The sequence below is a fragment of the Bacillus sp. B1-WWTP-T-0.5-Post-4 genome (assembly GCF_009183795.1).
Classification (GTDB): Bacteria; Bacillota; Bacilli; order Bacillales; family Bacillaceae_G; genus Bacillus_A; species Bacillus_A cereus.
In genome coordinates this window covers 1-22813 of record NZ_WEIJ01000018.1, presented here as the reverse complement: position 1 = coordinate 22813, position 22813 = coordinate 1, and the positions used below count along the sequence as shown (strand labels likewise).

Below are 22813 nucleotides of genomic sequence, written 5' to 3'. Positions count from 1 at the left end.
GTTTTCCCCTTACACGTACATAAACGCAGTAAACTTTCAGAACTGGGTTAACGACAAAGAAAAAGGACGCATATAGCGCCCTATCTAAATTCGTCCAGTATATCGATCGGTCTTCCAGTGTACGCAGCCGAACTGTATCGACCCGTATTCGTTCCGCCCGCATCAAACTTCGAATGAAAGCGACCGTCTACTTCCATTACTTGCGGGATCTTTAGTACGAATGTGTTTAATAACGTTTGATATTCCGCCACCGTTGCGAGCGGTTTTAATGTCGGCTCGTCTTCGAAGTAGATCTTTAGTACGTCCGCCGAAGTCGATCGCTTCTTACCTTTTTGTATCTTGTGTGTACGATCCTTAATGCCTAGATGATCGTAGATAAGATAGCCGATGTGATTGCCATTAGTGAATTCGAAGGATTCGATCTTGTGCGGGTGATCGTCCGATTTAATTAACACATTCAATTCGGCGCGTTCGTCTTTATATTTCTTGATCCGTGCGAGAATGTCCGCATAACGTTTCGTATGAGTCTTGCCGTCTTCTTCGGCTTTCTTACGATCCGCATATAGCTTCGATAATCGCTTGTCTAGCGTATCTAATTTCTTTTTATTCTTTTTGCGCCATTCGATAATCTTCTTACTGTTATTCGTATAGGACATGGCCTCTAAGAATTTATCGTCGATTTGATACACTTCGAATACGGCTTGCGTAGCTTCTTCGGCTTTTTCTCGGAATTCGTTTTCTAGTCCGCTTAATTCGTCTAGGTCAACGTGGAATCCTGATCGCATTAAGTACGTATCAACTTGCGGCAGCCTACTATCGATTTTTGCGTAACACTCTAGCAATCGATCCGTTTTCTTCATAGTTTCGAATTGCCATTCGGTCAACTTCCAACCGTAGTAAACGTCGTATATTGCGTAGATCCCTACGATAGTAGTATTAAATGGTGCAGGTGATCGTTTTCCGAATAGATCTTCGAACGTATAAACTTCGTTATGAATCCCTAAAAATCGACTTCCGTATCGTTGAATCAACGGTTTTAGTCCGTACTTGTCTAGCGATTCTGTCATGATCTTCATTGCGTCCAGTGAATCCCATACGCAACCGTTAATTGTGTAGCCGTCATTCTCGGCGATATGTAAATCGTAACGGGCGCTTCCCATATGAAACGACTTTCCGTGATCCTTATTCGATAAGTACGGCGAAATTGCGGCGAGAACTTTCGACCTCGTTAGTTGCTTGTCGCCCTCTTTGAATGCGTACTCGCGCGGGATTTCGGGATCGTTTATGTCAACGTGACCATACGCAAGATAGTAACCTTCGTTAAGGATCGGCAGCCATATCGAAAAGCCGATCGATAAATCTAAGAACGAATCTATGCCCGTTCCCTCGAAATCATTTGCGGTTAACGATTTTACGTCTAGCATTTCGAAACGATCCGCCCATTGCTTCGCTTGTTGTCGCACTTCTTTACGTAATCTTTGCAAGAATGGCTCTAGTTGCGAATCGTCCGTTAATACGTGGAAATTCTTCGGGTGATTGTCGAGTACATCTTGTATGCGTTCTTTTCGGGTTTGCGCTTCTTTCTTACGTAGATACTTCTCGCCGATCGATAACGCTTCGCCCTTCGCCATTTTACCGCTCTTTGTACGTCCCGCCTTACCTTTGGCAAACGCTTCGATTGCGGCTTGTAATTGTCGCACTTCTTTCTTCGTTAACGACATTTGCGAGATCCTTTGTAGCGCTTCTTCGACGGTTTCGTTTGCTTCCGCGACTTTCTTTTTGACTTCTTTCGAGCGGCTTCGCTTAGCCTCGCTATTATCCGCCATTTCTAAATTGATTTGTAAATCTAGTTTCATACGATCAATCCTTTCGTAATTTAGATAAAAAGAAAGAGCGCATATAGCGCCCTATCTCTTAGAATCCTGTATCGTCGTCACCTTCGTTTTCTTGCGTTGTCTCTTCGATACCTAGTCGAGATACATCGAAGCCGAATGCCTTTAAGTCTTCGATCTGTTTTTCAAGATCGTTAACTTGTAACACTTCACCGAATGCGTTCATCGGGAATTCGAAGCCTTTTGACTCTTCGAACTTCTTGTATTCGGATTCTTTTAAGTCGTCCTCAGGATCTAACACGAGTGAGAACGATACTTGCGTATCAGTTGACAAACCTGTCTTCGTTAATTCGAACGGGTATTTGTCTAACTTCTTCGCATACTTTTTAAGATCCGCTACAATTGCCTTACCTTGTTTCGATGTAAAGTCTACGATAATCGGTTGCCCGTCTTCTAAGTTGACGAAGCCGATCATATAGCGTTCTTTCGCCTTTAACGCATACGCACGATCCTTAATTTCTTTTACTTCGTCCGCAGACTTGCCCGCATCTTCGGCAGCCTTTGCGTCTTTGTATAGTAAGTCGCAAGCTAAATCGTATAGATCAGGCCTTCCGCTAGTTTTCGTACATGGCGTTGTATAGAACACTTTGTACGCAGAATGTGCGAAGTAACGAACTACCGCCGTAGGTAATGCACGAACCTTTAATACTTTTCCTGTTTTAACGGACGTTAACATTTTCGAAGTATCTGCCTTCTCCGTGAGTGCTGCGTCGATTGCCTCTGTTCCTGTAGATACGATGTATGACATATTCACATTTCCCCTTTATCGATTATTTGGCGATTGCCTTACGTAGACATAAACGCCCTACCGATCGCACGATCGGTCAAATGTCAATAACTTTTTTCAAGTCGAAAAAGGGAAGAGCGACTATATGCCGCCTTATTTGCCGTACCCTTCGGTAAACAGTGGTAATAGTGATCGCATTTCGTTAACTACGTGATTGTTAATTTCATGTGGTGGAATAGCCTCGGCCACCTGCGCCATAAGTTCGTTATCTAGGTCGAAGATTAATACCGCGTCATTTACGCCATGATCCTTAACCCCGTTGCGCTCCATAATTCCGATTATAGATAGCGCGATTACCTTTTATTCGATTGGTGTTAGTCTGAATTCTTGCATTTTCATTATTCGTTACCCCCTGATTTTAAGAATGCTTTCGCTACGGTTTCCAAGATCTCGTTAAGTGTACGGCCGATGTCTTCGTTTGACTGGTACGTATCGATGTCACTACCCAGTCGCTCGAATTGTTCGTCTCGTCCCGCCTTTTGCCACGCATCGAAATCGTACTGATCTTCGTTTTTAATTTCGATATCCTCTTCGGACATGACGGCAGCTAGTGCGCCCATTAATGCGATTTGTTGTTTCCAATCTAGATTTAACGTGAATCCTTTTTTCATGTTAATTCCCCCTGTTTATATAAATAGCGCGATTCCTTTTGCGATCTTGCTTTTCTCGACCTTTGCCGCAATAAGTTTCGATCGTGCTTCGCCTCTCAATCGACGATGAATCCCAGTCGAATAGCCATTACGTCTTAGTGAGTCATACATCTTTTGTTCTAGCTTATATTCGCGATCTCGCTTATCGAACTCAGCTTGTAACTTTGCGATCTCTCGCTCCATGTCTTCTAGCTTCGACATTAAGATCGGCTTAATAATGTCGCGCAGCTCGTCCGATGCAATGTTTCGACGATACGCCGTGATTACTACATCATCGGTACGATCTAATACGAAGCAATATCGACGATATGCGAATAATCGGTCAGTTTTTCCTGTATGATCCGTGATTTCACCTAAATATGTAGATTCTTTCATGAATTCACGCATATATTGGCGAACCTTTTCGTCACTCATGCGGCCACTAGAGACGATCATTTCGTCTTGTTGTAACTCTTCTCTCATTTCTTTAATTGCGTGATATGTAAATTTAAGCGCTGATGTAGTCATTTGTCGTGATACCTTCCTTCATGTTTTTAATGAATGTTCGTACTGATCCGCGAGCGCTATCGAAAGATATAGATAACTTATCGGCTAGACGTCTAGCAATGTCAGCTTGCTTTATGTATGATTTTTCTTGCATGATGATTTCCAAGATTGCTTTATTGCGGTCGTTATCGCCGTACTTTTCGACTAGCTCACGTTCTCTCGCAGTCTCGATCGCACTAGCTTGTACATTTACAGATTCGTCCACGTCGTTAAATACTGGATTTTTTCCTTGAACGCCGCTCGTACCCTCGTCTTTTTCTAGAATTGCGTCTCTAGATTCGAGTACCTTACGTCGATCGCCTCGTCTCGTACAATGATCGCCTGTCACTCGTCTGATTAACGGCTCAATTCTTGCGATGAAATTACCTTTATTGATGTCGTAAGTTCGTGCCGCATATCGTAATTTGTTATAGCAGTCGATAATAAAACTTTCTTCGCTATTCATTGCGTGCCAGTACTTCTCGCGGATCGCCTCGAAATCTTCCAGGAAATACACGAACAACTCTTGCGCCTTATCGAATTCACCGTTTACTGATTGGAAGATACGATCAGTCGATACCTTTCCGTATGCATTGCGGATCTCTTCGCCCGCAACCGCAGCTAGTTCGTTTAATTCCGTATGCATTGCTTTCGTAAAATCCATTGTCAATTTCGTTTCTTTTCTTTTCATGATCCATGACCTCTTTCAAATGTGTTTTTGTGCTTACAAGGACATAAACGCCGACCTGTTTTCCGTTTGGGTTAAATTTTTTTAAAAATTTTTTAGGAAAGTTTTTTCGTCAGGTTTTCGGCTCGTCAGATCAATTACGCAAGTTGCGTAATTAAGAACGCATGTACGCCCCAACCCGCGCCGTTGACGCATTCATTTACGCAACTTGCTAAATTTAGGCAAATAAAAAAGGCGAGTAACCCGACTAAAATAGTCAGGTACTCACCCAGAAAAATTAAGCAATATGCGAAAAAAAGAGTCAAATCCGAACAGTCGTTCTCTTTTCAACTCAAAAATCCTAATATATAATAAGTTTTGTAGAAGATAATAGGTAATATATTCTACATTATTACAATATATGTCATATTAAAAATTGGCAGAATTGTACTACTTGTTTTTGTGGTAGAAAACATGTACAATAAAGCATTGTTTCGCTTGTGGTGAGCGATACAAACGATATTTACTTTTATAGTATTTTTGATTAGGGGTGCGTTGTGGTGACGCTCCCTTAGTTCGTTTTTGCGCAAAAAAAATAAAGGTATAAGATGGTTAGCCTTATACGTAAAATAGAGATTGGTTAGACCTCTTTTCGCAAGTTGTGTAAAAGGTGGTTAGTCTTTTTCCACACTTTTCTATTATAGCAAAGTTTATCCATACTGTAAACGATATTCCGATGTATATAGTCGGTTTATATAAGCGTTGATATCACTACATTACAGAGGTGTTTTTAATGAAAGAAAATGCAGAAAAATCAACTAAAAAGAGAGTGCAAAAGAAACCGCAGATTCACCCCGAATTTGTTGATATCTCGCAGAAACTTCGACGCATACGAGAGGGAAAAGGCCTTACTCTAGTCGAAGCGAGCGATAAGATCGGGATCGGTTTCGTTTTTCTAAGCGAAATCGAACGAGCTTTAAAAGCACCCTCTACCGCAGCTATTAGCGGAATCGCGAGAGTGTACGAGATGGACGAATGCGAAATAGCGATCGCGTATCGTAAAATACCGACATCTGTACTAGAGACGTTAACAAAACGTCAGGATATTTTAAGAATGATCTACGACGTTACAAACAGTGAAGCACTAAGCGATCAGCAGCAAGACGAGCTTTTTAATGATTTCGTAGCTTTATATCGAAGACATAGCAAGTAGTTAGCGCGAATTATATATATATACGTATATTTATCACAATAGATATAGTAACACGCGAATTTTATCTAAAATAGAGAACAAGTGTTCTTTTTACTGTATTAATATAATATAGCAGAAAGCCGCGAACTACGCTACATTAAATAGCGAAGTTTCTACGGCTTTTTTGTTTTTGATCGCTTCCGTTAATTGCCGCGGTGTCATATCATTAAGGTCTTTGCAGCCTTCGGGAAACTCGATCGTATATAGTCGGATCATACCGAATTTGTTAATTACTTGTTTCTTTAGTTTTTCGCCTGCTTCGTCGTTATCCGACCCGATGATAAGCTCTTCGATCGGGCTTCGTTCGATTACCGATACCTTTTCGTCAGTGATCGAAGACGTTCCCATCGCAATACCTAAGATCTCAGTAACTTCGTATGCATATTCCGCATCGATTTCGGCTTCGGTTACGATTGCAATTTTATGATCGTCACGATATGCAAGATCGATACCATAAACAAGCTCGCGCATCGGAATACCACCACCTGCATAAAAGAACATTTTCGAATCTGTACGTCGTTTTTTCAACGCAGCTAGACGACCGTTTGGCGTTACGTACGGAAAAGTAACGATGTTATTCGCCTCGTCATATCCGTTATTGTAGTATCGCTGCGTCTCGTATGAGATCCCGCGACCTAGTAGATACTCACTTGTGATCGCTAAATTATCTAGTAGTTTCATATCTAGTCCTCGCTCCTTCGTTTTCATTTTTAAACGTGACAGGTCGATCTCTAGTTTCGATTCACCGTCCCATTCTGACGCATATTCAGATAATAGATACTCGATGATCTCTTCTTCGCTGCAATTCTCTAGAAATGCGAGTAGCTGCGTAAAATGTCCCTTTTGAAATTCGCCGCCACCACTATCGCCCCATGACCCCGCAAATGCCGTCGCAGTATCTTCGAAGTAAACGTAAAATGACGGTGACGAATCCGCACGGAAAGGAGAACAAGCGATCAGCCTGTCCGCCCTCCACTTCGGACGATCCCACGAATATTTTTGTATTTCCTTTTCTACATCTACGTCGATCTCTCTTCCGTGTACTTTAATGATCGCCATATGTGCGCCCCCTAATTCAGATCGATATTAAACGTCTCTTGTATCGTACCTTCGGGTACATAGATATGTTTCGCAGTATTGAAGAATGGCGCGACTAGTACATTCGCCCACGTCGATTTATATACGACTTCGGTTTTTTCGATACGTGGTTTTGATCCGTCTTTGATGTATCGTAATTCATCTACGTAATCCGCTCGCTCCATATCGATTCCATAACCTTCGCCCTTTTTATACGCATACTTGTATGTTAATTCGCCGTTTACGTATCCCGAACCTAAGAACATTCGACCTTTCGTTTGTTGTCCGTCACCTAATGCGACTAATTCCGTTACATCGCGTTTTGTTACCATTTCGACATTTTTATCGATAGTGAAGAATAGACCGAAGAATATTACGAGCGCAGTACCGACGATCCCCAACATAACTAGAAATCCTTTTATACCGTTGTCGCATAATTCGTCGATTATAAATCCTGCGATAATTCCTATTAATATCGATACACCTAACATAATCATATTATCGCCCCCCTACCAATCATCTTTTAACGCTTCGGCTGCGACTGTTCCTGTAGGCATTTGCGAAATAATACCGTACCCTGCAAGGTAAATTATATTCACGCATACGCCCTCACCGCCGTTACGTCCCTTACCTAGTTTGATAACTCCTTCGCCGTCTAACGTGTCGATTCCGAACGTGTTCGTCGCATCTTCGAGAACTTGCTTCGTCTTCTTAATCTCGTCACGCATTGGCGGTCGTAAGATCCGCTCGTCGTTCTCTTTGTCATTCTCGTCTTTTGTTTCTTCTGCTTGCGTAATTACCATGAGAACAACCTTCGTGCGACCTGCGAGCGCCCGCAGTTTCATCGATAGAGCTGCGAAGTTCCCGCCGTTAACGCCTGATTCGTTCTTCGGTGTGTGCATGTAGTAAAAAGGATCGACTAGTACAACGTCCGCATTACTGTTAATGATGTCTTTTTCTAGTGCCTTATAACTACGGTCTGTGAAATTTTCGCAGTCTACGCCGCGAATAACGATATTCCCTTTAATGTGATCGTTGATATTCTTTAAGAAGTTTTCGAAGTGCGTCATGTGCTCGTCGCTGATCGTACCCATTAACAGATCCTTTGTATTAAATCCTGCGCCGTACTCAACGCCCTTGATCTTTGTTTTGAATAGCTTTTTCGTAGCAGCTACGATCGAGTAGATACGTACAAGTACCTCGTATTTCGACATTTCCAACGCCCATATTAAAACGTTAGCGCCTTCCATTCCCATATGTACGCATTCTGCTAGAGTCGTCGCCGACTTCCCTCGACCTGATCGCCCATAGAACGTATACATATTTCCTGTAAAGTAGCCGCCGATCGCTTCGTTTATATCTTCGAACTTTGATAGCCATACTTTAAACGATTCACCTTGCTGCCTTCGTTTCAGTTCGTATAAGAAATCTTCGGTATCGACTTTTGCGTCCATACCAATTTTCCCGCCGATCGAGTTAACGTCTAGTACATTCTTAACCTGATCGTATAGCCATTGTCCGTACTCGATCCCCTCACTATCGGGCATTTCGGTAAACTTCTTCGATGCTGCTCCTTGTAAGAGTTGTAGATACATATACTTTGCGTTCGTACCCTTTAGATCGTTTACTAGATATTCGTAAGTATCGCCTACGTTCGGCTCGTAATTAAAGTCTAGTACTTCCTCGACTACCGTATTGAATGGCGGCGCTTGATTTCGATTCTTTTCCGCATAACCTTTAATGAATCGTAGTACGTCGCGCTCTTCTTTCGTTCTAAAATGATCTGAACGTAAATTAAAGCGTATGATCGCTTGCGGATCGTTATTTTGAATGATCTTCGATAGTAGCTTCTCGCCCGTTCTCGACATCTGCCGACGCCCCCTTTAATTCCTTGTATCGTTTTGCTAGTTTACGAAATTCAGATAATACATATTGTGCATTCTGCTTTGATAGCCTTCGACTTCCTGCGCTGCCGTACGCCCAGTCGTAAAGTGACGCGATTTCTTCTAGCGTTTCTTTTTCGAAGTTCTTCATTTGCGTTTACCTCTCTTACTTGTTCCCGTGAACGTTAATTCTCGCGTCATATCACGAATGCGATCAGGTAGTCGCGGATCTTTGTACAACGCCGCTAACTCTTTTAGCGGTACGTTACTTGTGTAGACCGTCGGTAACTCTTCGACATTGCGGTGATTGATTAACGCATGTAAGTCCATTCGGAATGGCTCTGTTATGTCTTCTCTGACTCCTATATCGTCCATTACAAGGAACGGAACTTCTCTCGCGATCTTTGCCCTTCGGTAATATTCCGCGGCTGCTTCCTCAGCAATATGTCGCGGCACATTCGGCCTATTGAATTGCGTATAGAGCATGTGCCACTCGTTCGCATCGAAGAAATACGCAGGCTGCTGCAATGGACGCAAACCCCGTTTTAGTGATCCGACGTAGTGACGTAGAATGAATTCGTTTATAAGGGCGCAGGCGGTCGTTGTCTTGCCGTTTCCTGTGTTAGGTGAATAAAGGTATAGCCCCATAATTTGTTCACCTGAGAATTGACGAGAGAACGTTTTAACGTAACGATCTAGTGCGTTATATATCTTCAGCTCGCTTTCGCGTACTTTCGTGTCTACGATCAGCTCGTTTCGATATTGCTTCGGTACATTTGCAGCGTGTACACGCCCGCCGTTTCCGCTATATCCATGTATCGCAATTACATGCGGCAGGATCTCCGCTTGTGTTAGTCCGTCATGTAGTGCGTTTCTTAGAATTCCCTTTTCCATACTATCGCCTCCTTAGAACGTCAGATCGTCGAGATTATCCTCTGACGCGATTTCTAGCTCTTTAATACATTTTATACTATCGAGCACTTTCGGCATCACCTGAGCAAGCATATATGTTCTCATGAACATAAATGAGCAGACTTTATACTTCGGTGACGACTTATACTCTTTTAGGCACTCTTCAATAAACATTTTTGTTTCGAGTTTGCCGTGCTTTTCATACATTTGTTTAATCATCGCGTTATCCAATTTCACGCCACGACTAGCAAAATAGTCAATCCCTCGTACCTCTCGATGTTTGTCGCATAGGAAATTGAAAAACGTAACTGCGTTCCAATCGTCTATGTCTCGCTCTTTCCAATTCTTCGCAGGCGGTAATTTTTTACGTGCCATGCTATCAGCTCCCTTCGAGTACATAAACGCAAGTACGACGATCTTTTAGGTCATATCAATACTGCGTATATTTCTTTTAATTACGCAGACATATATTTATATATAGCTATTATTTAATACTAGTTCTAGTTAGTGTGACGCTGAGCCATGTTACGTAGACGTCACACGGGGATCGTGTGTCATTCGGTAAATATGCGAAAAGCCTTCGAAGGATCTACCGTGTATACGATATTCGTAAATTGATTATCATTTGTACGTACCCATTCCGCAGTTACAAGCGGCTCGCCTTTCCAACGGAAATCTAATAATCGTTTCATACGACGACTCACCGTCTCCCTACGAATCCCTAAATTTCGCGCTAGTTGATCCTGCGACGGATAGCATTTGCCGTTACGATCCATGTACGTTGCAAGCACGCAGTACGTATGCCACAATTCAGCGCCCATTGCTGCCATTAAGCCGTTACGGGCATTCACGAAAAATTTGACGAATACTTCGCCGTTTTGCATTTCATCGTTGCGCAATCTTATCGCCTCCTAAAAACTCGACTACGAACATAAACGCCGTAAACACAAAAAAGACGAGATCTTTTAGATCCCGCCTGCATAGCGATACTCTACTTTTATATGTTTACATCCTTGTCGATAGTTTTTAATGAAGTCTTTCGCCTTTTCCTGCATTTCGCCCAACGTTCCGATACTTACATAACGGTAGTCGATCCATAATTGATAGTGCATTATTCAACACCTCGATAGCAGCGCTCTAATATTTCGTGATCGCGTTTAAACTTCCTATAATAGTAAACAACCCCGCCGACAATACTGCCGCTACAAAGGCGACTATTGTTGTTTTAATCATGACGCCACGACCTTTACGTGTAGATTTTCTTCGAGCATTTTGTAAAACGTCTTTTCGTCTACCTATATGTACTTGTAACCCTTATCGGTCATAACTTCGACGCGTATTTCATTCTCGAAACCCGTCCCCGTGACATTGACGTAACCGCCGAATAAATCATTTTTAACCATTGTTGTAAATCTCCTCCTTTTTTCGATACCTTTACGTACATAAATGCTTGTCGTATTATGTTTCGACCAACAAAAAAGACGACACCTTCGCGGTATCGTCTTTTTGTCATTTTTATATTAAATTAGAGATCGAATTCTTTAATTGCGTCATTAGCTTTCGGCGCTTCTCGTGGTGCTTGTTCGCTAGATTGCGCGAATAGTCCTGTTTGCATATTTGCAATCATCTTTTCAATTGCCGCCTGTTTTGCGTTCTCTATCCTAACGTAAATCTTCATTGCTTCTATTATATGGTACTGCGTTGGCTTGCCTTCGAGAAAATCATTAATCATCTTTTCGTCGGGTTTTGACGAGTCCGCCTTGAAAGAATGCTGCTTGATAGCCATTAGTAAACCCCCTTAGTTAAACCGTTGCTTTCACGTCTTGAACCATCGCATATTTAGCGTAGCCTTTAGCGTTTGCCGTTTGTGCGCCTTGTTCTGCTTTCGTGTTAACGCCTGTTAAGTACGGTTTAATGTATTCGTGTAATGCTAGTAAGCTACCACCCGTGAATAGTACTACGTCGTAATCTTTTAATACATATCCTAAATTATCCACACGCTGCATTACGGTACGTGCCGTATATTCTAGCGCTTGTTCCATAATATCTTTAATATCGTACTCTTTGCCGCCCGTCTCAATTATTACTTTCGATAAGACTTCCTTGTCGGTGAATTCGTCTTTAATGTATTCACGTTTAGCACTTCGTAACAGGCTATCCATATGCAAGAATGATACGATACCCCTAGCGCCTTGTTTCGTAAGCTCGTCTTTAATGATGCGGTTTGCTTCCATCATTCCGACTTGTACGCCGTCGTAACGTATTGTGCGTAATCCTTTCGCCTCGCATACGTCAGTAGTACCGAACCCGATATCGATTACTAGTTTGCGCGCATCTTTTTCCCATTCCATACCTTTACGGATCTTTAGGTTGTAATCATAAATGCGATTCACTACCGATCCGATCGGCTGCATAGGCGTATAAACGCGAACTACTTCGAATGTCTTTTCTATGTCATTGATCTTAACCGTATGTTTTCCGATCAAATTACGTTTTACCTTTTCGTGATTCTCTTCGTTTTTATAATCTTCGCTAGGAAGTCCCGTACCGATAACAACTTCGCTTCCGTCTTTAACTAGTTGCGCTACTGCTAGGATCGTTTCTGTACGATATCCCGCGCTAGAATAACGATCATCATTTCTTGCGCTACTGCTTGCGCTCTCTTCTTCACCGATAACGTATTGTACGCCTTCGTATGTATAAACCGTTAACCCTGTTGTATCTTCGAATGATTCCACTCTTCGCGATGTGTTCAAATAGCATAAATCTTCGTTTACTGATGCAACTTTTACGAACGAATTCGCAGCCTCTACGCCGATATAATCTACCGTCATATGTATAACCCCCACCAAATTAATATATTTAACTATCGATAACTACATTATACTACACTTGATATTGTATCGCAATATAGTCAGTGGTAGTATTTTGTATAATTTCCATAGATCAACTACATAATATCAAAAAAGTGTAGCGGAATGTATAGATTTATATTCAATACGGTAGATCGTCGTTATTGAAATCGTTTGGAACTATATGTACGTTACCATAAACGGTAGGCATTACGAAGGTAGGTCGCTCAATCTTCGTGTTTTTTAATATATTTGCAATTTCGTTGTTAAATAGATCTAGTTCTTCGTTAGGATCAACGGTAGGCGCTTCGATCATAGTTAAGCGATCCTTAAACATTTCTAACGCAGTAGTATAAATATAGCCGCCTAGTGTCGTATGTATATCGCCGTTACGATGCCTAATTACACAATCTCTTATGCGGTTTCCTAATTCCGTAGCAAATAAGCAGTCTTGTATACAAAGCTCTTGTAGTGTCCATTCTGTCTTTTGAGATAGTTCGCTATTTTTGAATGCTAGAATAATATCTTTTGTTAGTTTATTGCCTAGATCATTTTCTAAACCTGCGTATGCAGTTCGTAAACATTGTGGTGTATCTGCAAATAGTTCGACTTCCCTTACTTTTTGATCTTTAACTAGATTAGTATTGTTATTCTTTTCGAAGTCTTTTAATGTTTTATTGTTTAAGGTTTTAACTGGGGTTTTAGAAAGAGTTTCACTTTCGATTTTCGGCTGCTCGTCCTTACTCTCGCAAGGGATTTCGTCACATGGTCGCTCTGCAACTGATCCTGCAACTGATCCTGCAATAGCGTTTGAAAGTACATATACATTTGCGCCTAGTCCGCCTGATTTCTTTCGGCGAGTCTCGACTTTGTACAAGATTCCTAGATCTTCTAGTTTCTTAGTTGCGTAGTTAATTGTACGGATTGATTTGCCGACTGCACCTGCGATAGTTTTTACGAGTAGTTTCGCTACGCCTACGACCTTAACCGCATGTTGTGCGATGAAGTCTAGAACTTCCATTTGCGTATAACTTAACTCTTCAGCGTGGTAACTTTTAGCAATTGCGATCGTCTCGTCCATTGCTTCGATAGAATCGAATTGCGATAAATTAGCGTATTCGCTCATGTAGTGTTTGTTTGTAGTTGCGTTTGTCATAATAAATATTCTCCTTATATAACAACGCCTCTTTACCTACGGGGATATATGTAGTATAATCGTGGTAGGTTTCGTTCTGCCGCGCCAACGGCTTTACGAATTATATAGAGTACGTTGTTACTCTTTATATTTTTAATTTGATATTTAGGCTTTACCTTTACCGCTAGCGACTGCAATCGTTGGCGGTTTTTTCTTTGCCTAAAACTAGAATACACCGATATCGCCGTATTGTCAATGAAAAAGTTGCACCGTCGGGAATCTCGTCGAAATATTGCCCTGCTGCGTAGTTTTTGCCATGCAACGACCCTGCAACTTAGGACTACAACCGACGCGTTTTTCGCAATAAAAAAGAACGATCGCCGCTGATCGTCCTACATCGTTGCTACTATTGCTTTCGAGAATAACACAAGTACGTAATACATAAAACCTAGACATACCGCTATTTTTAGTGATCTTCTGAACATTTCAATTGTGGAATTTTTCATTTCTCTTTCCTTCTTTCTTTTATAATTTCATAGACTACGTTTCCGACTATTAATATCGAGAATGTTCCTATTAATATATCGACAATCATCGAATACCTTCTTTCGTCGTTTTTTGCTACATTCATATTTGTTAATTTAATGTCAAATCGATATCGCAAAATTTTCAAAGGTTATTTTACTCAAGTTGCGTAATAATTTCACGTACCACATTCAAAATCCTTTTAAAGACAAAACGAAACGCCCTAGAACTTCGTCAGTAGGGCGCAACGTTGTCGCAGTTTTTGGAGATAGATGTTTTATGAAGAATAAGAATAAGCCGCGCAGCAGTTCGCCACAAACTACCACGCAATAAGGATCGCCACAACCCTTACATGTACATAAACGCCTAGCCTAGCCCGCGTTCGGTTAAATCTTGATCGATTTTCGTAATTTGTGCGTGCTGCCAACGCTCACTCGCGCCTAAGAACGTTACGGCCTCGCTAGGTTTATCGCCGTAACCGCTACCGATCGACGCGTTATTAATGATGCCTAGACCGATCAGGACAGTCGTTAACCAATCCGCCAACGTTACGATACTGTCTGCGACTTCCTGCGTTGGAATATAGCCGTATGCCAGTCCTTGCTTAACTAGGAACGCTACTAACGCTAGCAACGTCCCTTTGTTAAGTAGGCGAGCTTTTAGCTTTCGGAAGTATAGCTTATTACCGATTTTCTTTAACATATGATCGCCTCTTTCGTTTATTAGTCACGTACGAAACGTGTATATGACGGATCTAATTTGACCCATTCGTCTGTACCGACGCAAGCCCAGTCGCCTACGATTCCCCATACTTTGAATGAGCCGCTATTGATGTGCTTAACGACCTCGTAGTTAGTGCCCGCGCCTTTACGAACACGTACGTTAGTACCTGTAACGTATACAACGCCTGTTACTGCTTGCGGTTGTTGTCCGTATAGTTTTAACGTTGTGTACGATGGATCAGCGTACACCCATTCGCCATTACCTACGCAAACCCAACCATTTTCCATAGCCCATAGGATATAAACGTTCTTTGGAATGTATCGTTTGAATGGATAGTTTGTGCCCGCACCTGTACGGATTCGAACGCCTTCGCCATTGATCGTAATTGTTCCGATACCTTGCTGCGAAGATCCACCGCCGCTCGTTGGTGGTGGCGTTGGTTGCGATGTGCTGCCGCCAGTGTTCCCACTGTCTTTGTAGCTCTTACCTAAGAACGTACAAATTGCTTTTGCGTATCCTTGCGCTAACTTTCGTAGCACTTCGTTTTTATGGATATGTGCCATGTCTGACGCGTTGCTGATGAATCCGTTCTCTGTTAAAACTGCGGGCATATTAGTTTCGCGAACTACTGCAAGATTTGCCGTTTTCTTACCACGATCTCGGAAACCTAAAGGCGCTAGTACTTTCATCGCTTCCGCATGAAGTAAGTCTTGTAGCTGATTCGTACGGGCGTTATTACGGTTGTATACGAATGACTCGTACCCTAATGCGCTAGGATTGTCCGAAGAATTGAGGTGATTCGAAATGAATACCTTTGCGCCTCGATCGTTTGCCATTTTAGCTCGGCCAGACAACGTTACGAATACGTCCGTCGTACGAGTCATATACGTACTAACACCGCTCGCTTGAAGTTCTTCGTTTAGCATGTGCGATAGTGTTAGCGCTCGCTCTTTCTCTAGCAATCCGTTTCCTACTGCGCCGCTATCGTGCGCTCCGTGTCCTGCGTCGATTACTACATCTACGTTTGTCATTTAAATTCCCCCTATTTGATTTTTATAGAACGAGTGAGCGGCCCTACATGTACATAAACGCGGCTCGTCCCGTATTTAGATCGGAAATGCGAGTTTTATTCCGACTAGGCCGCCTAGTACCGTTAAGATCGCAATGATAATCACTACGAACCATTTGACTAACTGCATTTGATTCGACATAAAAACATCTTGCTTCTTATCGAAGTTATCGATCTTCTCGCCTTGCTTAACACTAGACTTCGTTAATTCGATCAGGAGGGCGTTTATTTCGTCCATACGCCTTTCTAGTACGGCGATCTTTCTATGCGCTTCCTCCGCCTCTTGCTTCGTGTAATACGTAACCTCTCGCAGCTTTGCGATCGCTCGCTCTAATTGCTGCTGCTTGAAGATAACGTCGGCTAGCGTCATTTCCCTTGCTTCTGCCGTCATACTCACGCACTCCCTTTCGCAGATTGCTAAATTATCCAAAAAGAAAAAGAGCGGTAATTTACCGCCCTATCTCTCGTTAAATTTCGGGTGTTTGTGGTGCGTCGATTACTTCCGTCATAGGTTGCGAAGGCTCTTTCGCGGCGTTAGCTGCGGATCGTTCCGCCTCTAGCTTCTGTACTCGTACCTCTAAATTTAATTTATCGTTAGCTAGTACTCGCACCTGCTCGGACAAGATCGCTTTATCCGTCGTTAAACTTGCGATCTGTAATGCTAGATCGTTTCTGATATTATCGTGATTTACGTCGATGTGTACTTGTGACATTACGCATTACCTCCCATAATTTTACGTAGTTCTAGAAACTCGTCGTTCGATAGTCTCCAATTTAGATGTGTAGCAATTCCGAATGAGTCGCGTTCCCTTGCGCCTCGAAGATCTAATCGGTACTTATCGCTAAATGCTTCTAATGCTGCGATACGCTCTTTTTCTCGCTTTTCTAGAGATGGTACTAGTTCCTCGTATAAATCCGTGTAATCACCGTGAATCATAGCGATAGGCGTACGATTTCTAAGTCGAAGAAACCAATATAACTCGTCGTACGGCAATGGCTCACCGTATAGCCGCTCGATTTCGTCTAGCTCTCGTAATTGCTCATAGACAACGTAATATCGCAGTCTTGCAGGCTCACCCTTAATAATGCGCTCGATTTCTTCGGGCGTTGGATCTACCCATATACGACCTGTTAATTTTGTGTAGCATTCACGACATACGCGAATTCCCGACCAGTTGATCGTGCTGATCGTTTTAAAACACGATTGGCAGAAGTCTCGGCGCTGCTTTTTTGGTCGTAGTGTGATCGTTCCCGATGGATCTCCTTCGATGCTCATTTCCATGTCAGGCAATACGCCCGTTCTTCGTACGATCTCGTGAGGCAACTTAATAAGGCCGTCTTCTTGTATTGTTGTTTGTTGTGTCATATGCGTACCTCCATGATTGTATTTAAGGCGAATCTAGCGCCTCACGAACATAAACGCTAGACCGCCCTCTATTTTGGTTATAGTCTTACTGCGACTTTCCACGAACCGCCGATATATACGTAGATTGCGTTACCCGCCTGATCGTGCCAACCGACCCATATCATGCGATCAACCCCCGCAGGACGTGAATCAATACAACGATATCCCATAGCCTCTACGTGGCTTTGACGAACTTCGATTGGGTTATTTCCCCATATACGAAGACGTTCAGACATTTCAAGACCTACGCCGTTTGCGTTTCGACCTGCGATACTTAATCCGCCGCCCTCTACTCGCGTATTACCTTGCATCATAAGATTTCGAAGGTGCATACGAACGGGTGATAAGTGTCCATTTGACATCACCCATAGACTATCTTCTGAATCGTAAGGTACGGCCTTATCTCCTTGAACCGCCTGTACGCCGTCGATTAACGCATGTTCACCGCCATTTACACGGAAACGTAGGCGAATCCTGTTCGTTCTCTCGTGATTTAGTGTTGATGGCGTGGTTACGGTGAATCCATAACGTACGAACTCTCCCGCAGGCGTCGAAGGTATGGCGAAGTTTTTAACTTCCGACCCTATGACACTACCATTCTTGACATACTCGACTTGTACTTGTGGCGCACCTGCTCCGATGTAAAACGGCTTACTCGCGTGGAATGATATCGTATACTTTGTGTTAGCCTTCGCATCGATGTCTTGATATACGTAAGCGCTCGAATTAACTAGGACGGCCTTTCGTCCGAATGCGCTTGATCCTTCGGGTACATCCGTGTTGTATCCGTCGATCATACGAGGTGAACCGACTCTAGCCCATCTACCGTAACGATCATTCTCGGTAATGAATTCCCAGTTAATGAATCTATAACATTGATTCCATATATCGCCGTCCGCCGATAACATTTCGAATGAGTGGTCGACGATCAGGTTGGTTTGCGATTGTAGAGAATGTGTAAACCCTGTCTTCGCGTCTTTCACTAGGAAGTCGGCTTGTGTTACTTGTACACCATCCTTACCGATCGTTACACGTCCGTTACTGATCGTTACGTTATCGGCGTTTATCGTACCTGACGCAATGTTCTGCGCCTTTAAGTTAATGATATTCGTATTGTTAGCGTTAATCGTTCCGCCCGTAATACGATCCGCCGACATCGTTCCCGAAGTGATAACGGCTGCGCTTAGGTTTCGTACTTGTACCTTATTCGCATCGAGAATACCTGACGTGATTTTATCCGCCGTAATCCCTGCTGCTGCGATTTTATCGGTAGTGATCGAACCTGCTGCGATCTTCGAAGCGTTAACGGCATTGGCTGCAATCTTATCCGCAGTTACCGCATTCGCTGCCACTTTATCGGAAGTAACCGCATTTGCTGCGATTTTACTTGCATGTACAGATCCGTTTACGAGTAGTTTGTTGTCAGTCATTCGTCGGATCGTTACGTCAGTAAACACCCACTCGCCGTGCTTTTCCGTTGCATTAATCTGCGTCCATACTTGTATATATCTAGCGTTATCAGGTAGTTGAATTTCGCCCGACATCTTCGACCAATCGCCCGCATTGCGTCGTATAGCAGGGTAATTAAATACCGTTCTATTTTGATCGAATACGAAGAACCCGACTGCGAATTGATTGTTGCCGCTGATATGACACGATGAATATTCGATCAGAAAACGATCGCCGCCGTTAACTGGGATTAATTGCCCGCATGTTGCGTCTCTTCTATCTTTCATAGACCCGACGTTAGGGGTTGGTGATCCCGCAGGGATTCCCGTAGCATTCCATGCCTTGACAGTTATTCCGTTCCACTCTGCGTCCGACCCTCTATCGAAATTCGGATTAGGGCACATATTTGTAAAATCACCTACGGTTAGCTTATCGACGGAGATCGACTTAGCTCCAATACGACCTGCATTTAAGATACCTGACGTAATATTCTCCGCCTTTAGATTCGTAACACCGATCTTCGCTGCGTCGATTGTACCCGATGTAATGTTTGCCGCATTAATTCCGATTACAGTAATCTTACGTGCATCGATTGTACCCGACGTGATCTTATCTGCTGAGATACCCGCCGCCGCAATCTTATCGGTAGTGATCGAACCCGCTGCGAGCTTGTCTGCATTAATTGCGTTCGCCCCGATTCTAGCTGCGTTTAGAATCCCTGACGTAATATTCTCCGCCTTTAGATTCGTAACGCCGATCTTCGCTGCATCGATCGTACCGCTCGTGATATTACCTGCATTTAAGTTGATAATATTCGTATTCGCTGCGTTGATCGTACCGCCATTAATTCGATCAGCAGTCATAGTACCCGACGTAATGTTATTCGCTTTTAAGTTCACAACGTCTACTTTGTTCGCATCGATCTTACCTGCCGTAATACGATCCGCTACGATTGCGCCGCTATCTACCGCAGTAACCGAAGGTGAATGCCATAAAATAGACGCTGCTTTGTTCTTCGCTTTCGGATAATACCCGCTATAGAATCGCATACGTAAGTACTTTGTAGCGTGGTGCATTCGATATGACGACTGTATGTTTCTACCTTGTGGCGCTTCGTTTCCGTCTGATTGCGAAGCTACCGCATAACCGTCCATGAACTGCCACTGTCCAACCGTACCCAATCCTGACCAAAAATACGGATTCGTACGAGGTGTTCCGCTTAGTGCGCCGTTAGTTGGATTTAGCGGCTGCATCGGAAGTTCCTTTTTATTCTTGTCGTATGCTTGTACACCGAAGTACTGCGATCCTTCTCTCTCGTTCTTCTCGACAAACATTCCGATACTGAATTTGTATGTTTGGTTTGGATCTACTTCGAAAAACTCTGAATGATATAGCGTAGGTGTATCGTGCTCCGTCGTCGTGAACGTATGGACAAGAACATCACCCATATTTTCAGATCCTCGAAGGTTTACCGTAGATGTCGCATGTTTCGATACTTGCCACCCTGTAGAATCATTTCCAGTTATCGAAGTGTTAGCGACTAGACTTTTCGCTAGTACATGCAGCTTGTCCGTCGTGATCGCGTTCGCCGCAACCTTATCAGCAGTAACCGCATTTGCTGCGATCTTATCTACGGTTACGGAATTCGCCTGTAACTTCGAAGTGTTGATCGAATTTGCTGCGAGTTTGTCTACCGTGACTGCATTCGCTGCGAGTTTTTCAGCCGTAACGGAATTCGCTTGCAGCTTCGAGGCATTAATCGAATTTGCTCCGATACGTTCTGCGTTTAACGTACCCGTACTAATGTTGCTAGCATTAAGGTTTACGAAGTTTGCTTTATTCCCATCGATCGTTTGTCCGTATAATCTTTCAGCGGATAACGTACCCTTTGTGAGAAAACCCGCGTCGCTTGCTAGCTCTTCGAAATCTAGCGGTGATGGCGTCCATTGTGAAGATACCTCGCTTACTTTCATCATTACGCCAGTGACGCAAGCCTCGCCGTTAGATCCTTTTAGACAGTTCGCCGTGATTCGAACTTCGTCGAGGCTTGTCATTCCTGCCCAGTCGTTAAATTCGAACGTAATCCATTCCCACCCGCGGCCGCGAATGTCGTTTGCTGCGCCTGCGTTTGCGTACTTCATGATCTCTTTTCCGTCTTTGTCCATACCTCGGAATCTCGCATAGAAACGAATACCGCCCGTTGTCATTGAGTGGGTATAAACCCACCCGCCGAACTGTACTTTATTCCCTAAGATTCGAGCGTTTGCGACTGGAATTGTATTGATTAAGAAGTTTTCGGCCGTTGAAGGTTGTTTGTTTATTAATCGGAATACGTGCGTAAACCCGTTTAATGCGCCAGTAGTTCCGATCGTCCATTTATCAGTGACTCCTGTTTGTGTAGCCGACCAACCCAACCAACCTAATTTCGCAGCACTATTTAAGGCTAAGTTTTGACCGCTTGCTGATCCGATAGTGTCTCGTACTTCTTGTAGCTCTTCTTCTCGTGGTTGGTCGTAGTCGGTCGCCATTGTACCGATCCCGACTTTGAATTCTTCTAGCGTAATTGTCCCGCCTGTAAAGTCGCGAGCCAATACATACGCGGATAGTGATTTGATCGGTTTATCGAATACGCTACCTGTCCCCGATAGTAAAAGGCGACTATATTCGATGTTTGGTTTTATAATCTTCTCGCCTCTACCGCTGATGTATTGCGATGTTCCATCTACATAATCGATCCTTACTTCCATACCGATCCACGGATTTGTATTGCCGATCGTCGCTACCTTACCCGACACTTTTAGTGATACCGTTAGCGGCTTCCCTTGAATATCCTTGATCGCATAATCTACGAATTTAAAGTACGTATGATTTTTTGCAGCACCGTCTTTTACGATATGCGTTACGCCCTTTGTACCTAGTAGTAAGTTGCGGCCGACATTCGATAAACCTGCGATTCTGTCCCCTAGTTCTTTCGCTGCCTTTTCTTCTGCCGCTTTCTGCGCTGCATCTGCCTTTTTCTTTGCATCTGCTGCCGCGGCTTCTTCGGCTTTCTTGCGTGCTTCTTCCGCCAGTCTTTCTGCCTCTGTTTTCGCATTCTTTTCGGCTTCCTTACGAGCTGCTAGAATACGATTATCGGCTTCGCTCAATGCGCCTTGCTTTGCTGCATCTGCCTTGTTTTGCGCATCTTGCTTTAGTGCCTCTTCGACTTGTTTCGTTACTTCGTCCGTATGTGCATTTGCTTCTTTTTGTGCCTGCTGCGCCAGTCTTTCGGCTTCTGTTTTCAAGGCTGCGTCTAGTTCTTTCGCCGTTTTAATCGCTGCGTCTCTCGCTGCATTCGCTTTTGTATCAGCATCTTGCTTTAATGCCTCTTCGACTTGCTTCGTTACTTCGTCCGTATGCTTCTTCGCTGCTCCTTCGGCTTCTTTAGCGATCCTTTCGGCTTCTGTCTTGATCGCCCTGTCCATTTCTTCGGCTTTCTTGATAGCTGCGTCTTGCGCCTTCTTCGCTTCGTCCTGCGCTTTCTTTAGTGTTTCCGTAGGTGTTTCCGCCCCTATGTCGCTTGGTTTCGTTGGTGACGCTGCTTCCCATGTTTTTGTGTTTGGATTGTATTTACGGATCTTATTTGGCTTGCTAGACATGTCAAACCATACTTGTGTTAGGTCTTCGGGTGGTGTCTCGCCGTAGTGCCATTCTTTTTCCGCATAACCTTCCGCGAATAGTTTCGCATTCAGTTCGGCGTCTTTCGCCTTTTGATCCGCATGTTTCTTGACTTCGGCTTCGACTTCTTCCGTTAGTCCTTCGACATATGACTTCATTTCGATCTTAATCTCTTCGTCCATTTCTTCGGCTACTTCGATCGCCTTTTCTTCGGCCTTCTTCGCTTTGATCGCCGCGTCTTCCGCTGCTTCTGCGATTGCAGTCTCTTCGGCTTTGTTCGCCTTGTCCTGCGCACCTTTTGGCGTTTCTGCTCCGATTTCTTCGGGCGTAGTTACCGACGCATTAACCCATAG

General features: G+C 43.5%; 26 protein-coding genes. 2 read left to right on the top strand and 24 right to left on the bottom strand.

Translation table 11 applies throughout. From position 1 onward, the window contains the following. Positions 1-80: 80 nt before the first annotated feature. From GBN91_RS27305 to GBN91_RS27285, 5 genes are all read right to left on the bottom strand, one after another. Entirely contained in the window at positions 81-1856 is a 1776-nt protein-coding gene (locus GBN91_RS27305; protein WP_080450901.1) for a bifunctional 3'-5' exonuclease/DNA polymerase family protein, read from the bottom strand. Between the two features lie 58 nt (positions 1857-1914). Then, complete coding sequence (locus GBN91_RS27300; protein WP_061655100.1) at positions 1915-2640, bottom strand: hypothetical protein; 726 nt, start codon at positions 2638-2640, stop codon at positions 1915-1917. 377 nt (positions 2641-3017) lie between these two features. Next, positions 3018-3290 (bottom strand): hypothetical protein, encoded by a 273-nt coding sequence (locus GBN91_RS27295; protein WP_061655099.1) that lies wholly within the window; start codon positions 3288-3290, stop codon positions 3018-3020. Positions 3291-3305: 15 nt separating this feature from the next. After that, entirely contained in the window at positions 3306-3836 is a 531-nt protein-coding gene (locus GBN91_RS27290; protein WP_061655098.1) for a hypothetical protein, read from the bottom strand. Further along, positions 3817-4320, bottom strand: a complete 504-nt coding sequence (locus GBN91_RS27285; protein WP_142338766.1) for a hypothetical protein — start codon at positions 4318-4320, stop codon at positions 3817-3819. Before GBN91_RS27285 ends, GBN91_RS27290 begins: the two co-directional genes overlap by 20 nt. Between GBN91_RS27285 and GBN91_RS29375 the strand changes: the two genes are divergently transcribed. Both GBN91_RS29375 and GBN91_RS27280 read left to right on the top strand, forming a co-directional pair. After that, positions 4320-4511 carry a hypothetical protein gene (locus GBN91_RS29375; RefSeq protein ID WP_180227091.1) on the top strand — a complete coding sequence of 64 codons (192 nt, stop codon included), beginning with the start codon at positions 4320-4322 and terminating at the stop codon, positions 4509-4511. The genes GBN91_RS27285 and GBN91_RS29375 overlap by 1 nt on opposite strands. An 803-nt stretch (positions 4512-5314) precedes the next feature. Beyond that, complete coding sequence (locus tag GBN91_RS27280; RefSeq protein WP_061655096.1) at positions 5315-5734, top strand: helix-turn-helix domain-containing protein; 420 nt, start codon at positions 5315-5317, stop codon at positions 5732-5734. Positions 5735-5860: 126 nt separating this feature from the next. Here the strand turns inward: GBN91_RS27280 and GBN91_RS27275 are convergent, their stop codons facing one another. The 19 genes from GBN91_RS27275 to GBN91_RS29025 form a co-directional block, all read right to left on the bottom strand. Beyond that, positions 5861-6832: a toprim domain-containing protein gene (locus GBN91_RS27275; RefSeq protein WP_061655095.1), complete on the bottom strand. Its 972-nt coding sequence runs from the start codon at positions 6830-6832 to the stop codon at positions 5861-5863. 11 nt (positions 6833-6843) lie between these two features. Next, on the bottom strand, positions 6844-7347 hold the full coding sequence (locus GBN91_RS27270) for a hypothetical protein (RefSeq protein ID WP_152122752.1): 504 nt from the start codon (positions 7345-7347) through the stop codon (positions 6844-6846). Between the two features lie 12 nt (positions 7348-7359). Beyond that, positions 7360-8718, bottom strand: coding sequence for a DnaB-like helicase C-terminal domain-containing protein (locus GBN91_RS27265; RefSeq protein WP_061655093.1), 1359 nt, complete (start codon positions 8716-8718; stop codon positions 7360-7362). Continuing rightward, positions 8672-8884 (bottom strand): hypothetical protein, encoded by a 213-nt coding sequence (locus GBN91_RS27260; protein ID WP_152122750.1) that lies wholly within the window; start codon positions 8882-8884, stop codon positions 8672-8674. The genes GBN91_RS27265 and GBN91_RS27260 overlap by 47 nt, the downstream gene beginning before the upstream one ends. Continuing rightward, positions 8881-9219, bottom strand: a complete 339-nt coding sequence (locus GBN91_RS29370; protein WP_226800209.1) for a P-loop NTPase family protein — start codon at positions 9217-9219, stop codon at positions 8881-8883. The genes GBN91_RS27260 and GBN91_RS29370 overlap by 4 nt, the downstream gene beginning before the upstream one ends. Positions 9220-9639: 420 nt before the next feature. Then, the gene (locus GBN91_RS27250; RefSeq protein WP_226800206.1) at positions 9640-10044 is read right to left on the bottom strand and encodes a hypothetical protein; all 405 of its coding nucleotides are present in this window, start codon (positions 10042-10044) and stop codon (positions 9640-9642) included. Between the two features lie 155 nt (positions 10045-10199). Then, positions 10200-10544: a helix-turn-helix domain-containing protein gene (locus tag GBN91_RS27245; RefSeq protein ID WP_061655089.1), complete on the bottom strand. Its 345-nt coding sequence runs from the start codon at positions 10542-10544 to the stop codon at positions 10200-10202. Between the two features lie 66 nt (positions 10545-10610). Beyond that, a complete protein-coding gene (locus GBN91_RS29040) occupies positions 10611-10757 on the bottom strand; it encodes a hypothetical protein (protein WP_154695878.1) in 147 nt (48 codons plus the stop codon). A 209-nt stretch (positions 10758-10966) separates the two neighbouring features. After that, positions 10967-11158, bottom strand: coding sequence for a hypothetical protein (locus GBN91_RS29035; RefSeq protein ID WP_193222131.1), 192 nt, complete (start codon positions 11156-11158; stop codon positions 10967-10969). 12 nt (positions 11159-11170) lie between these two features. Next, on the bottom strand, positions 11171-11431 hold the full coding sequence (locus GBN91_RS27240; protein WP_061655088.1) for a hypothetical protein: 261 nt from the start codon (positions 11429-11431) through the stop codon (positions 11171-11173). Between the two features lie 16 nt (positions 11432-11447). After that, the gene (locus GBN91_RS27235) at positions 11448-12479 is read right to left on the bottom strand and encodes a ParM/StbA family protein (protein WP_061655087.1); all 1032 of its coding nucleotides are present in this window, start codon (positions 12477-12479) and stop codon (positions 11448-11450) included. 160 nt (positions 12480-12639) lie between these two features. Further along, positions 12640-13653 carry a helix-turn-helix domain-containing protein gene (locus GBN91_RS27230; protein ID WP_152122748.1) on the bottom strand — a complete coding sequence of 338 codons (1014 nt, stop codon included), beginning with the start codon at positions 13651-13653 and terminating at the stop codon, positions 12640-12642. 481 nt (positions 13654-14134) lie between these two features. Next, on the bottom strand, positions 14135-14263 hold the full coding sequence (locus GBN91_RS29525) for a hypothetical protein (RefSeq protein WP_264299212.1): 129 nt from the start codon (positions 14261-14263) through the stop codon (positions 14135-14137). Positions 14264-14523: 260 nt separating this feature from the next. Then, positions 14524-14859 carry a hypothetical protein gene (locus GBN91_RS27225; RefSeq protein ID WP_061655085.1) on the bottom strand — a complete coding sequence of 112 codons (336 nt, stop codon included), beginning with the start codon at positions 14857-14859 and terminating at the stop codon, positions 14524-14526. Between the two features lie 20 nt (positions 14860-14879). Beyond that, positions 14880-15911 carry an N-acetylmuramoyl-L-alanine amidase gene (locus tag GBN91_RS27220; RefSeq protein WP_061655084.1) on the bottom strand — a complete coding sequence of 344 codons (1032 nt, stop codon included), beginning with the start codon at positions 15909-15911 and terminating at the stop codon, positions 14880-14882. A gap of 75 nt (positions 15912-15986) precedes the next feature. Continuing rightward, a complete protein-coding gene (locus GBN91_RS27215) occupies positions 15987-16340 on the bottom strand; it encodes a hypothetical protein (protein ID WP_061655083.1) in 354 nt (117 codons plus the stop codon). A 76-nt stretch (positions 16341-16416) separates the two neighbouring features. Further along, the gene (locus tag GBN91_RS29030; RefSeq protein ID WP_154695877.1) at positions 16417-16572 is read right to left on the bottom strand and encodes a hypothetical protein; all 156 of its coding nucleotides are present in this window, start codon (positions 16570-16572) and stop codon (positions 16417-16419) included. 89 nt (positions 16573-16661) lie between these two features. Further along, positions 16662-17315, bottom strand: coding sequence for a PHD finger domain-containing protein (locus GBN91_RS27210; RefSeq protein WP_061655081.1), 654 nt, complete (start codon positions 17313-17315; stop codon positions 16662-16664). 77 nt (positions 17316-17392) lie between these two features. Further along, positions 17393-22267, bottom strand: a complete 4875-nt coding sequence (locus tag GBN91_RS29025; protein ID WP_193222130.1) for a hypothetical protein — start codon at positions 22265-22267, stop codon at positions 17393-17395. Positions 22268-22813 lie beyond the last annotated feature (546 nt).